This window comes from Spirillospora sp. NPDC046719, assembly GCF_040645715.1.
GTDB lineage: Bacteria > Actinomycetota > Actinomycetes > Streptosporangiales > Streptosporangiaceae > Spirillospora.
The window spans coordinates 44,135-56,773 of the sequence record NZ_JBEYYT010000013.1; the positions used below are offsets into that span (position 1 = coordinate 44,135).

Annotated in this window: 9 protein-coding genes; 5 read left to right on the top strand and 4 right to left on the bottom strand. The window is 73.9% G+C overall.

What is annotated here, in order from left to right:
* Both ABZ914_RS04245 and ABZ914_RS04250 read left to right on the top strand, forming a co-directional pair.
* Nucleotides 1-1,725: M1 family metallopeptidase (locus ABZ914_RS04245; protein ID WP_500191530.1), on the top strand; the 1,725-nt coding region annotated here is incomplete at its 5' end.
* Between the two features lie 305 nt (nucleotides 1,726-2,030).
* The gene (locus ABZ914_RS04250) at nucleotides 2,031-3,458 is read left to right on the top strand and encodes a M1 family metallopeptidase (protein ID WP_500191531.1); all 1,428 of its coding nucleotides are present in this window, start codon (nucleotides 2,031-2,033) and stop codon (nucleotides 3,456-3,458) included.
* A 61-nt stretch (nucleotides 3,459-3,519) separates the two neighbouring features.
* Here ABZ914_RS04250 and ilvA read toward each other — a convergent pair whose 3' ends face one another.
* From ilvA to ABZ914_RS04265, 3 genes are read right to left on the bottom strand one after another with little or no spacing between them, the layout of a single operon-like run.
* Nucleotides 3,520-4,746, bottom strand: a complete 1,227-nt coding sequence (gene ilvA, locus ABZ914_RS04255; RefSeq protein WP_500191533.1) for a threonine ammonia-lyase — start codon at nucleotides 4,744-4,746, stop codon at nucleotides 3,520-3,522.
* 35 nt (nucleotides 4,747-4,781) lie between these two features.
* Nucleotides 4,782-5,765, bottom strand: a complete 984-nt coding sequence (locus ABZ914_RS04260) for an ROK family protein (RefSeq protein WP_500191534.1) — start codon at nucleotides 5,763-5,765, stop codon at nucleotides 4,782-4,784.
* Nucleotides 5,765-6,925, bottom strand: a complete 1,161-nt coding sequence (locus ABZ914_RS04265) for an FIST signal transduction protein (RefSeq protein ID WP_500191536.1) — start codon at nucleotides 6,923-6,925, stop codon at nucleotides 5,765-5,767. The genes ABZ914_RS04260 and ABZ914_RS04265 overlap by 1 nt, the downstream gene beginning before the upstream one ends.
* A 179-nt stretch (nucleotides 6,926-7,104) precedes the next feature.
* Between ABZ914_RS04265 and ABZ914_RS04270 the strand changes: the two genes are divergently transcribed.
* The 3 genes from ABZ914_RS04270 to ABZ914_RS04280 are packed head-to-tail and all read left to right on the top strand — an operon-like array spanning nucleotide 7,105 to nucleotide 11,226.
* Nucleotides 7,105-8,526 carry a sigma 54-interacting transcriptional regulator gene (locus ABZ914_RS04270; RefSeq protein WP_190861635.1) on the top strand — a complete coding sequence of 474 codons (1,422 nt, stop codon included), beginning with the start codon at nucleotides 7,105-7,107 and terminating at the stop codon, nucleotides 8,524-8,526.
* A 37-nt stretch (nucleotides 8,527-8,563) separates the two neighbouring features.
* The gene (locus ABZ914_RS04275; protein WP_500191537.1) at nucleotides 8,564-10,645 is read left to right on the top strand and encodes a vWA domain-containing protein; all 2,082 of its coding nucleotides are present in this window, start codon (nucleotides 8,564-8,566) and stop codon (nucleotides 10,643-10,645) included.
* A 26-nt stretch (nucleotides 10,646-10,671) separates the two neighbouring features.
* Nucleotides 10,672-11,226, top strand: a complete 555-nt coding sequence (locus tag ABZ914_RS04280) for a DUF2269 family protein (protein WP_190861631.1) — start codon at nucleotides 10,672-10,674, stop codon at nucleotides 11,224-11,226.
* A 28-nt stretch (nucleotides 11,227-11,254) separates the two neighbouring features.
* Here the strand turns inward: ABZ914_RS04280 and ABZ914_RS04285 are convergent, their stop codons facing one another.
* Complete coding sequence (locus tag ABZ914_RS04285; RefSeq protein ID WP_500191539.1) at nucleotides 11,255-12,421, bottom strand: alpha/beta hydrolase; 1,167 nt, start codon at nucleotides 12,419-12,421, stop codon at nucleotides 11,255-11,257.
* Nucleotides 12,422-12,639: the final 218 nt, after the last annotated feature.

The following is a 12,639-nucleotide window of genomic DNA, read 5'->3' on the forward strand; positions in this document are numbered from 1 at the left end:
GGGCCACGCCCGGGCTGGGGCTGGGGGGGGGGTGGGCTTTGGGCGGCTACCACCCCCACCCCCCCCCCGCCGCGCCGCGGCCGCGGCGCCGCCCCGCGCGGCGCCCTGCTCCGCGGCACCGTGCTCGGCGGCACCGTACTTCGCGGCACCGCGCTTCGGGGCACCGTGATGCGCGGCGGCGCGTTCCGCGGGACCGCCGGGCTGGCCGCGCTCGCCGTCGCGGGCTCGCTGACCGCCGCCTGCGAGGTCTCCATCGGCGACCGCGGGTCGGGGTCCGGGCCGACCTCCTCCGCCGCCGCGGGCCCGGCCGGGCCGACGACCGCCGGCGACCCGTACGTCCCGGGCGACGGGAACGGCGGCTACGACGTCCAGAACTACAGCCTGAAGCTGAACATCACGCCGGACGCGTCCACCGAGCTGAACGCGACGGCGACGATCACCGCGACGGCCAAGGAGACGCTCGGCCGCTTCAACCTGGACCTGACCGGCCTCACCATCTCCTCCATCACCGTGGACGGCCGGCCCGCGCGGCAGCAGCGGGCGGGCAGCGAGCTGGAGGTCACGCCGGCCAAGGAGCTGGCGAAGGGCGCGAAGTTCACCACCGTGGTGAAGTACTCGGGGACGCCGCGCACCATCTCCGACCCGATCCTCGGCACCTACGGGTGGGTCCGCACGTCCGACGGGGTCTTCATCGCCTGCGAGCCGAGCGGCGCGCACACCTGGTTCCCCGCCAACGACCATCCGAGCGACAAGGCCACGTTCGACTTCGAGGTCACGGTGCCGCAGGGGCTCACGGCGATCGCCAACGGCGAGCCCACGACACCGGTGACCGGGTCGGACGGCGGCGGCACGCCCGGCCTCCCCGGTGCGCCCGGCGGCGGCTCGGGCGGCGGGGAGTCGCCCGGCGGCGGGTCGCCGAACGGCGGCCCGTCGGTCGTCCCGGCCGCCGACCGCCGCGCCACGACCACCACGACCTGGCACGTCAAGCAGCCGATGGCGACGTACCTGGCGACCGTGGACGTCGGCCGGTTCTCGGTCCGGACGAGCAAGACCTCCGGCGGCATCCCGGTCATCACCGCGGTGGACCCGAGCGTCCCCGGCGTGAACGTGGACGCGTTCGCCAAGCTGAACGCCGACGTCATCGACCAGTGGTCGAAGCTGTTCGGCCCGTACCCGTTCGACTCCACCGGCGGCCTGATCGACAACGCGCAGGTCGACTTCGCCCTGGAGACCCAGACGCGCCCCGTGTACGGGGCGTTCGGCCTCCAGCCAACGGTCGTCGCGCACGAGCTGTCGCACCAGTGGTTCGGCGACAGCGTCAGCGTCGGCCGCTGGCAGGACATCTGGCTGAACGAGGGCTTCGCGACGTACGCGGAGTGGCTGTGGGGCGAGAAGTCCGGCGGGCCGAGCGTCCAGGACCAGTTCGACCAGCGGTACCGGGAGGGCTCGGCCGGCGAGCTGTGGGACGTGCCGCCGGGCAACCCGGGCCGCCGCCAGATGTTCGGCCGCTCGGTGTACGACCGGGGCGGCATGACGCTGGTCGCGCTGCGCGGCCGGATCGGCGAGCCGGCCTTCTACAGGCTGCTCCAGACGTGGACCAAGGAGCACAAGTACTCGACCGGGACGACGAAGGAGTTCATCGCGCTGGCGAACAAGGTGTCCGGCAAGACACTGGACGCCTTCTTCGACGCCTGGCTGTACCGCAAGGGCCGCCCCGCGAAGTGACAAGGGCCGGCAACGGTCTCGGAAAGCGCGGCCGGTTCCCGCACCGGGCGGGCCGCCCGTACGGCACCATCCAGCAGTGAACGGACCTTCCGGACCGTCCGCCGTCCGCGCGGCCGGCCCCCGGGTCGGCTCACCGGAGCGGCGGGCGGCGGCGCCTTGTCCACAGCCCGCACCGCCGCCCCGTTCCGGTTCCGCAGCGAAATCCGTCCCGGATCAACGAATTCGAGATGGAAACGCGCTTGAACACCGCGGTGGCAACGGAAATCCTTGATCCACTTGTGTCGTCTCACCTGAGGACGAGATCGATGAGCAGAACCCCCAGAGCTCTTGCCGCCGTGGCGCTCGGCGCCGCGGCGGGCCTCATGGTGTCGGCGGCGGCCCCCGCCGACGCCGACGCCGTGCGGTTCACCCCGGGCGCGCCCGGGGCCGGCGACCCCTACTTCCCGGACATGGGCAACGGCGGCTTCGACGTCTCCCACTACGACATCGCCCTGCGCTACGACCCGAAGACCAAGGCGATCCAGGCCGTCACCACCGTCACCGCGCGCGCCACGCAGGACCTGTCCCGGTTCGACCTGGACTTCCAGGGCCCGCTGAAGATCTCGTCGCTGACCGTGGACGGCCGCCCGGCGTCCTACACCCGGTCCGGCGCCCAGGAACTGGTGATCACGCCGCGCAAGGGGCTGCGCGAGCACCGCCGGTTCCAGGTCCGCGCCGTCTACTCCGGCGTCCCGCAGACGATCAACGACCCGGCGCTGGGCGTGTCCGGGTGGGTCCCGACGGCCGACGGCGGGATCATGCTGAACCAGCCGATCGGCGCCGCCACCGTCTACCCGGTGAACGACCACCCGACCGACAAGGCGACGTACTCGTTCGCGCTCACCGCGCCGAAGGACCTCACCACGCTGGCCAACGGCGACCTGACCGGCACGCGCACCGCCGGGGGGCTCACCACCACCCGCTGGGAGATGCGCAGCCCGATGGCCAGCGAGCTGGCCATGGTCGCGTTCGGCAAGTACGACGTGGTCAACGGGCGCACGAAGGGCGGCGTCCCGAACCTGACCGCGACGGACCGCGCGATGGCGATCTCCGCGGCGGACGCGAAGAAGTTCAACCAGCAGACGGCCGAGGTCGTGGACTTCGAGTCCGGGCTGTACGGCCGCTACCCGTACAGCTCCACCGGCGGCATCACGGTGAAGGCGGGCGTCGGCTACGCGCTGGAGACCCAGGGCCGCCCGGTGTACGACCTGGGCCGCCACCCGGGCGCGATCCCGTCCGGCGACCTCCTCGCGCACGAGCTCGGCCACCAGTGGTTCGGTGACGCGGTGTCGCCGCGGCGCTGGGCCGACATCTGGCTGAACGAGGGCTTCGCCACGTACTCGGAGTGGCTGTACAACGCGGCGCACGGCGGCAAGACCGTCCAGCAGGCCTTCGACGCCGACTACGCGACCCCGGCGACCGACGACCTGTGGAAGGGCAAGGTCGCCGACCCGGGCCGGGACCACATCTTCGACGGCCTGGTGTACGACCGCGGCGCGATGGCGATCCACGTGCTGCGCCAGACCATCGGCGACAAGGCGTTCTTCAAGCTGCTGAAGGCGTGGCCGACCCGCTACCGCTACGGCAACGCCTCGACGAAGGACTTCGTCGCGTTCGCCCAGCAGGTCGCGCACAAGGACCTCGGCGGCTGGGCCGCCAAGTGGCTCTACTCCGAGGGCAAGCCCGCCCTCTGACCGATGGCTGCGGAGGGCGCGGCCCGCCCGCCCCTCCGCAGCAATGCCGGACCCCCGCGATTCAACTCAGCGTTAGGGTGTAGCCCTTGGCGCGGAGGCGGCCGATGACGTCCTCGGAGTGGTCGGCGCCGCGGGTCTCCAGGTGCATCAGCACCTCCGCCTCCTCGACGTGCAGCCGCGCCGCGACCCGCTCGTGCATCACGTCCAGCACGTTGACGCCCATCTCGGCCAGCTCGCTCAGCAGCGTGACGAGCGCGCCCGGGCGGTCCTTCAGGCGGCACCGGACGACCAGGTACCGGCCCGCGCCCGCCAGGCCGTGCCGCAGCACCTTCGACAGCAGCAGCGGGTCGATGTTGCCGCCCGACAGCAGCACGACGACCGGCGGCTTCACCGCGTACGAGTGCTCCAGCAGCGCCGCGACCCCGGCCGCGCCCGCGGGCTCGACGACCTGCTTGGCGCGTTCGAGGCAGAGCAGCAGCGCCTGCGAGATCGACTCCTCGGTCACCGTGACGACGGCGTCGACCAGCTCGCTGACCAGCCCGTAGGTGATGTCACCCGGGCGCCCGACGGCGATACCGTCCGCCATGGTCGGCTGCAGCTCGACGCGGACGGGCAGGCCCGCCGCGAGCGACGGCGGGAACGCGGCGGCGCGCTTGGCCTGCGCCCCGATCACCTTGACGCCGGAGTCGCGGCCGAGCTCCTTCGCGGCGCCCTTCACCGCCGCCGCGACGCCGGACATCAGCCCGCCGCCGCCGACCGCGCCGACGACGGTCGCGACGTCCGGGCACTGCTCGAGGATCTCCAGCCCGATCGTCGCCTGCCCGGCGACCACGTCCAGGTGGTCGAACGGGTGGATGAAGACCGCGCCGGTCTCCTCGGCGTACTTCTCCGCCGCGACGAGGCAGTCGTCGACGGTCGGGCCGGGGAACCGCACCTGCGCGCCGTACCCCTTGGTCGCCGCGATCTTCGGCAGCGGCGCGCCGACCGGCATGAACACCGTCGACCGGCAGCCCAGCATGGACGCGGCGAGCGCGACGCCCTGCGCGTGGTTCCCGGCGCTGGCGGCGACGACCCCGCGGGCCCGCTCGTCCTCGGTCAGCCGGGCGATCCGCACGTACGCGCCGCGGATCTTGAAGGAGCCGGTGCGCTGCAGGTTCTCGCACTTCAGCAGCACCGGACCGCCGATGAGCTCCGACAGCACCCGGGAGGAGATCAGCGGGGTGGGCACCGCCACGTCGCGGAGGAGGTCCCGCGCGGCGCGTACTTCGTCGATGAAGACGGCACTCATCCCCCGATCCTCCCACGGGCCGCACGGGGCGCCGGTCAGCCGGCCGCGTTCCAGTAGCGGTCCTGCGCGAAGATCAGCGCGGCGGCGCCGATCAGCCCGGCGGTCTGCCCGAGCGCCGCCGGGACGATCTGCGTCTTGCGCGCGAACTCCATCCGGGCGTGCGCCCGGAACGCCTCCTCCACCGGGTCGAACAGCAGCGCGCCCGCCTGCGACACCCCGCCGCCGATCGCGACGACGTCCAGGTCGCACAGGTGGGTCGCCGACGCGAGCGCGACGCCGATGGCGTGGCCCGCGCGGCGCATCGCGGCGACCGCGACCGGGTGGCCGCGGCGCGCGTCGGACGCCAGCTCGACGCCCGTGACGTCCTGCCCGCCGGGCCGCCAGCCCTCCCCGCGCGCCCACGCGACCAGCCCGGGGCCGCGGGCGATCGCCTCCAGGCAGCCGTGGCCGCCGCACTCGCACGGCGGGCCGGACGGCTCGACGACCACGTGCCCGATGTGCCCGGCGTTGCCGCTCGCGCCGTCCACGAGCCGCCCGCCGAGGATCAGGCCGCCGCCGACGCCGGTGGACACCACCATCCCGAGCAGGTTGCTGCGGCCGCGCCCCGCGCCGCGCCAGTGCTCGCCGATCGCGACGCAGACGGCGTCGTTGTGGACGCGGACGGGCAGCCCCGGATACCGGCCGCGGAGCCGCTCGCGCAGCGGGAACCCCCGCCAGGCGGGGATGTTCAGCGGCGACACCTCGGCGGCCGGCCACGTCATCGGACCGCCGCAGCCGCAGCCGACGCCCGCGAGCACCGGGGAGCCCGCGTCGGCGTGGACCTTGTCGAGGAGGCCCTGGAGCGTCCGCCACAGGCCCTCCGCGTCCAGCCCCTCGCCGTTTGGGGTGGCGACGCGGTCGTAGGCGACGACGCGCCCGCCCTGCTCGACGACCGCCGCGGCCAGCTTCGTCCCGCCGATGTCCACCGCCAGGACCGGTGCGGCCGGACCGGAACCCGCCGCCGGACCCGCAGCCGCCATCACCGGTCCCCCGCCCGGCCGAACGCCAGGATCGACGCGGTGAACCCGTGCACGTGGTTGCGCCCGGCGACCGGGCCGATCTCGCCCGCGGCGAAGAACCCGCCGACCCCGGCCGGCCCGAACGCCCGGTCGAGCACCTTGGCGTCGTGGTCGGAGTCGGGGAACATCGCCTGCCCCCGGCCGTTGCAGGAGATCAGCAGCGCGCCCTCGACCGGCGCGAGGTCGAACCGCTCCAGCAGCGCGGACAGCTCCTCCTCCGCGGCGCCCGCGTCGCGGACCTGGAACCGGACGGTCCGCCCCACGTCCACCACGTCGCCGATCGCGATCGCGCCGCTGTCGGTGTCGGCGCCGACCACCCCGCGGACGAGGAAGTCGCCGCGCTCGTGCTCGTCGGCGTACTCGTCCATCGCGACGCCGATCAGCAGGCCGCGGCCGGCCAGCTCCTGCTCGTCCTCGGGCAGCTCCAGGACGATCTGCTCCAGCTTCTCCAGCGCCGGCACGCCCGCCAGCTCGTACAGCACGTTCTCGTCGGCCTTCGTCACCACCATGTCCGGGCCGATCGGCCGGGCGCCCTGGCTGACGACGGTCGCGGCGGTGACGGCGCCGCCGATGACCACGCCGACCGCGCCGTCCTCGTACACGTCGCCGTCCACGAACAGCCGCGCCTCGCCGTGCTCGCCCGCCTCCGCGAGGCCGCCGACGAGCGCGAGGCCGGGCAGCGCGTCGTCGGACCGCTCGACGAACGCGTCCACGGGGAAGCTGTAGGGGTCGGCCAGCAGCAGCCCCACCACGTCGTCGTCCTGCCCTTCCGGCATGCCGACCACGATCAGCTTGTCCTCGGCCTTCAGCGTCTCCAGCCGGAACGCCTCCAGCCGCGCGCCGGGCAGCACCGCCGCCCACGCGCTGACCGCGCCCGCGTCCTCCACGCCCCGGCCCCCGCCGATCACTCCGGACGCGCTGCAGCCGATCATCAGCGCGGGCGCCGCGGACAGCGCCGCGCGCCGCGCCGCGGCCGCGATCTCCTCCGGGTCGTCCCCGGAGATGAAGACGCAGACCAGGTCGGGCGCCGCGGACAGCGGCGCGAGCGCCTGCTCGACCGCGGACACGGCGGCACTGGACAGATCGGGGCCGAGGGCCAGGCCGTCACCGAATCGCGCCATCGGCGCCGCCTCCCTCACTCCGTTCACCGGGTCGCATCACATCTCCCAGTCTCCCCCGCCGGACGCATCTGACCCAACATCCCGGTCCCGCTAAGGCCGCGGCGCGCCCGGGCGCGGGGGGCGAGGAATCCGCGGCGCACAGGTGCGATCGCGCGCGTCGGCGACGTAGTGTCGATCGCGTGCGTTCATCCACACCACGCGAGACCACACTGGGCGAGCTGCGCACCAGCGGCCACGTCCAGCGAACGGTGAAGGCCGAGATCCGTCACAACCTGCTCGCCCGGCTGAGATCCGGCGAGCCGCGCTTCCCCGGCATCCTCGGCTTCGACGACACCGTCCTCCCCCATCTCGAGCGCGCCCTGCTCGCCGGCCACGACCTCGTGCTGCTCGGCGAGCGCGGGCAGGGCAAGACGCGGCTGATCCGCACCCTGGGCGGGCTGCTGGACGAGTGGACCCCGGTGGTGGCCGGCTGCGAGATCAACGACCATCCCTACGACCCGGTGTGCGTGCGCTGCCGCCGGCTCGCCGCCGAGCTGGGCGACGAGCTGCCGGTCGAGTGGCGGCACCGCGACGACCGCTACGGCGAGAAGCTCGCCACCCCCGACACGAGCGTCGGCGACCTCATCGGCGACGTCGACCCCATCAAGGTGGCCGAGGGCCGCACCCTCGGCGACCCGGAGACCGTGCACTTCGGCCTCGTCCCGCGCACCAACCGCGGGATCTTCTCCATCAACGAGCTGCCCGACCTGGCCGAGCGGATCCAGGTGGCGCTGCTGAACGTGCTGGAGGAGCGGGACGTGCAGATCCGCGGCTACGCGCTGCGGCTGCCGCTGGACGTGCTGCTCGTCGCGTCCGCCAACCCGGAGGACTACACCAACCGCGGCCGGATCATCACCCCGCTGAAGGACCGCTTCGGCGCGGAGATCCGCACCCACTACCCCCTCGAACTGGACGCCGAGCTGGCGCTGATCCGGCAGGAGTCCGACTTCGCGGACCTGGCGGGGCTGCCCGCCGAGGTGCCCGACCACCTGATCGAGGTCATCGCCCGGTTCACCCGGCTCGTCCGGGAGTCGACGGCGGTGGACGCGCGGTCGGGCGTGTCGGCGCGGTTCGCGCTGGCGGGCGCGGAGACCGTCGCGGCGGGCGCGGTGCGGCGCGCGGCCCTGGCCGGCGAGGAGCGCGCCGTCGCGCGCGTGTGCGACCTGCCGGCGGTGGTGCCGTCGCTGATGGGCAAGGTGGAGTTCGAGGTCAGCGAGGAGGGCCGCGAGCAGGAGGTGCTGGAGCACCTGCTGCGCCGGGCGATCGCCGAGACCTACCGGCGGACGCTCGGCCCCGCCGACCTGTCCGGGCTGCTGGACAAGTTCGACTCCGGCGACACCGTCGAGTCGGGCGAGCTGGTGTCCTCCACCGAGCTGCTGCGCAGGATCGGGCAGGTGCCCGGCCTCGCCAAGATCATGGAACGGCTCGGCATGTCCGGGGACTCCCCCGAGCAGGCCGCGGCCGCGCTGGAGTTCGCCCTGGAGGGGCTGTTCCTGACCCGGCGGCTGTCCAAGGACGTTCAGGGCGGCCGGGCCGACGGGACGGCGACGTACCGGACCTGATCGCGGGTCCTGGAGGCGCCATGTCCGAGGAGGTTCGATGAGCCGGTACAGGTACGGCGCGTACGAGGACGGGCCCGACCCGCTGGCGCCGCCCTACGACGTCCGCGACGCGCTGGACGCGATGGGCGACTCGGTGCTGGACGGCACCCGTCCCGACGACGCGCTGCGGGAGCTGCTGCGCCGCGGGCTGCCGAACGCGCAGGGCCGCCGCGGCCTCGACGACCTGCTCCGCGAGGTGCGGGAGCGGCGGCGCGCGCTGCGCGAGCGGGGCCGTCTCGACGGCACGCTGGAGGAGGCGCGGGCGCTGCTCGACACCGCGATCGGGCAGGAGCGGGCCGAGCTGTTCCCCGACCCGTCCGACGACGCGCGGCTGCGCGAGGCGGAGCTGGACACGCTGCCGTCCGACACGTCGCAGGCGATCCGGCGGCTGTCGGACTACCAGTGGCGGTCCGACGCGGCGCGGCAGACGTTCGAGCAGCTGAAGGACCTGCTGCGGCGGGAGGTGCTGGATTCGCAGTTCCAGGGCATGAAGCAGGCCCTGCAGAACCAGGACCCGGCGGCGATGCAGCGCGTCAAGGACATGATGGCGTCGCTGAACGGGATGCTGGAGAAGGACGCGCGGGGCGAGCACACCCAGGCCGACTTCGACCGGTTCATGGACGAGTACGGGGACATGTTCCCCGAGCGTCCGGAGAACCTGGAGGAGCTGGTCGACCAGCTCGCCCGCCGCGCCGCCGCGATGGACCGGCTGCTCGCCTCGCTCAGCCCGGAGCAGCGCGCCGAGCTGGCGGGGCTGATGGAGCAGGCCATGCAGGACGCGGGCCTGGCGATGGAGATGACGCGGCTCGGTGACGCGCTGCGCGCGCGCAGGCCCGATCTCGGCTGGGGCCAGCCGGAGCAGATGGACGGCGAGAACCCGCTCGGGATGGGCGACGCGACGACCGCGCTGGCGGAGCTCGCGGACCTGTCGGAGCTGGAGGCGGCGCTCGGCCAGGACTACCCCGGCGCGCGGCTCGACGACATCGACGAGGACGCCGTCCGCCGCGCGCTCGGCCGGCAGGCCGTCGACGACCTCGACGCGCTGCGCCGCCTGGAGAAGGAGCTGGAGAAGCAGGGCTACCTGCGGCGCAACCGCGGGAAGCTGGAGCTGACGCCGAAGGCGGTGCGGCGGCTCGGCGAGACGGCGCTGCGCCGGGTGTTCTCGCAGCTGACGTCGGGCCGGCAGGGCGACCACGACCAGCGCGACGCCGGCCAGGCGGGCGAGCTGACCGGGTCCAGCCGGGAGTGGCGGTTCGGCGACGAGCAGCCCCTCGACGTCGTCCGGACGGTGAGCAACGCGATCCGCCGCAGCGCGATGGAGGGCCCGGTGCCCGACGCGGCGACCGGCCTCGTCGCGGCCCCGGCGGCGTCCCTGGAGTCCCTCGCCGCGGCCGAGGTGCTGGAGCCGGCGGGCGCGGACGCGGTGGACCGGCGCGGTCCGGCGCGTCCGGCGCGGGTGCGGCTCGGCGTCGACGACTTCGAGGTGCACGAGACCGAGCGGCGCACGGGCGCGGCGGTCTGCCTGCTGGTGGACCTGTCGTACTCGATGGTGCTGCGCGGGACGTGGGCGGCGGCCAAGCAGACGACGCTCGCCCTGCACACCCTCGTCACCAGCAAGTTCCCGCAGGACGCGATCCAGATCATCGGGTTCTCCAACTACGCGCGGACGCTGCACCCCGAGGAGATGGCCGGGCTCGACTGGGACATGGTGCAGGGCACGAACCTGCACCACGCGCTGATGATCGCGGGCCGGCACCTGGACCGGCACCCCGACTTCGAGCCGATCGTCCTCGTCGTCACCGACGGGGAGCCGACCGCGCACCTGCGCCCGGACGGCCGCTCGCTGTTCGACTACCCGCCGTCCACGGACACGCTGGTGCTCACCCTCGCCGAGGTCGACAAGATGACCCGGCGCGGCGCCACCATGAACTTCTTCATGCTGGCCGACGACCGGCGGCTGGTGTCGTTCGTGGAGGAGGTCGCGCGCCGCAACGGCGGCCGGGTGTTCGCGCCGGACGCCGACCGGCTCGGCGAGTACGTCGTCAGCGACTACCTGAGGGTCCGCAGGGGCCGCCGCTAGGGTGCGGTCGGCGCTAGGGTCGGCACATGTCGACCTCCGACCGCATCCTGCTCATCCTGCACATCGGGTTCGCGATCTTCACGCTGGGCCCGCTGACCGCCGCGACGATGTCCACGCCGCGCTACATCCGCAACCGGAACGCCACCGTGGTGCGGTACCTGAACCGCACCACCCAGATCTACGGCGTCGGCACGCTGCTGATCTTCCTGTTCGGGCTGTGGCTGGCCGAGGGCCACTTCGCGCAGGCGTGGCTGTCGGTGTCGATGACGCTGTTCATCGTCGCGCTGGTGCTCCTGCTGATCGTGGAGCGGGACCAGCGGAAGGCCGCGAAGCTGCTGGACGAGGCGGGCCCGGCGGCCGCCTCGGCTCCGGCCGCCGCGGCGGCCGCGCCCCAGGCCGAGGCGGAGGCCGCCGCCGAGGCCGAGGACGGCGCCGCGAAGACCACCGGGGAGACGCCGGTGGCGGCGAAGCCCGCGGCCGGCGAGGTCGCCCAGGTGGAGCGCGGCCGGATCGCCGCCATCTCCGGCGTCATCGCGCTGATCTGGCTGGTGATCCTCGTCCTGATGGTCTGGAACGCCTGACGTCCCGCCGGGGCGCGCCCCTTCGGGGTCAGGGGCGCGCCTGCGTGTGCGCCTTGATCCAGCGCAGGATCTCCGGCGTGATGCCGTCCACGTTCAGCATGTCCGAGGCGTGCATGACGCCGTCGACCGTCTGCACCTTCACCTGCACGCCCGCGGCGCGCAGCGCGCTCGCCAGGCCCTGGCTCTGCGTCACCGGCACGAAGTCGCCGGTGGCGTGCAGCAGCAGCATCGGCGCGTCGCCGGCGGAGGCGTGCGTGGTGCTGTCGGCGTCCTCGACGCGCTTCCAGCAGTCCGCGGCCTCCAGGGTGGCCTCCGGCGAGCCGGGCGCGCAGTGGACGAGGCCCACCACGGCCTGGCGCAGCTTGCGCTGGCGGGACGAGGCCTCGGTCGCCGCGCCGTCCTTGTAGGCCAGGAACGGGTTGTTCGGCGGCGACAGCGCCACGACGCCGCGGACGAGGTCCGTGCCGGTCCCGTGGGTGCCGATCTGCGTCGCGAGCTGCCCGCCGGACGACGAGCCGAGCACCACGATGCGGTCGGGGTCGAGGTTCCAGGTGCGGGCGTGCTTCTTCATGAAGCGGAGGGCGCCGAGGGCGTCGTCGCGCTGCGCCGGCCACTGCGCCTTCGGCGCGAGCCGGTAGTTCGCCGACAGGACGACGTAGCCGGCGTCGCTCAGCCTCCGCGCGAAGTACTTCCAGCTGTCCTTGCTGCCGCCCATCCAGTAGCCGCCGTGGATGATCAGCACGCCGGGCCGGGTGGCGCTCCGGGCGCCGCCCGCGGCGTTGCGCCTGGCGTCGCCGCGGGCCTTGGCCCGCTGCGCCGGGGTCGGCTGCCAGTAGGCGTCGACGCGCTGGCTCGCGGACGGCCCGTAGTTGTACGTCGCGGACCGCGGGAGCTTGGGGGTGACCATGACGGCCTTGGCGCGGACGACGCCGTCGGTGCCGCCGCCGGCGGCCTCCGGCTCCCCGTCCGGAGACTGCGTCGGCGTCCCGGACGGCGACTCGCTTCCCGACGCGCCGCTTCCGGGAGCACCGGTGGGCGCGTCGGACCCCGGAGCGCCCGTGGGGACGTCCGACGGGGCCGACACCGAGGGCGTCGGGCTCGGCCCGGGAGTGGTGGCCTGGGCGGCCATCGGCACGGCTACGGCGGAGACACACGTCGCGGCGAACGCCGCCCCACTGACCAGTACTTTGCGCACCCCGGGCCCCTTCGTGAACGAACCTGGCGGGCTGAGTATAGATGTTTGATCACGTTACTTGCGGGAAGCATGCCGGGTTCACCACTTTCCGCCCCTCCGCTGCCGACCCCAGCGCAGGTCACGGGCAGGCACGCGGAGCGAGCGCAGCGACCCAGCGGTCTGAGCCTCAGCCACAGACCACGGGCAGGCACGCGGTGCGAGCGCCAGCGAGCGCAGCG

What these genes read in the sequence shown, in the direction of transcription:
- ABZ914_RS04265 (WP_500191536.1), bottom strand. Translation starts at nt 6,925, where the DNA reads ATGGCGCGATTCGGTGACGGCCTGGCCCTCGGCCCCGATCTGTCCAGT.
- ABZ914_RS04280 (WP_190861631.1), top strand. Translation starts at nt 10,672, where the DNA reads ATGTCGACCTCCGACCGCATCCTGCTCATCCTGCACATCGGGTTCGCG.
- ilvA (WP_500191533.1), bottom strand. Translation starts at nt 4,746, where the DNA reads ATGAGTGCCGTCTTCATCGACGAAGTACGCGCCGCGCGGGACCTCCTC.
- ABZ914_RS04275 (WP_500191537.1), top strand. Translation starts at nt 8,564, where the DNA reads ATGAGCCGGTACAGGTACGGCGCGTACGAGGACGGGCCCGACCCGCTG.
- ABZ914_RS04260 (WP_500191534.1), bottom strand. Translation starts at nt 5,765, where the DNA reads ATGGCGGCTGCGGGTCCGGCGGCGGGTTCCGGTCCGGCCGCACCGGTC.
- ABZ914_RS04250 (WP_500191531.1), top strand. Translation starts at nt 2,031, where the DNA reads ATGAGCAGAACCCCCAGAGCTCTTGCCGCCGTGGCGCTCGGCGCCGCG.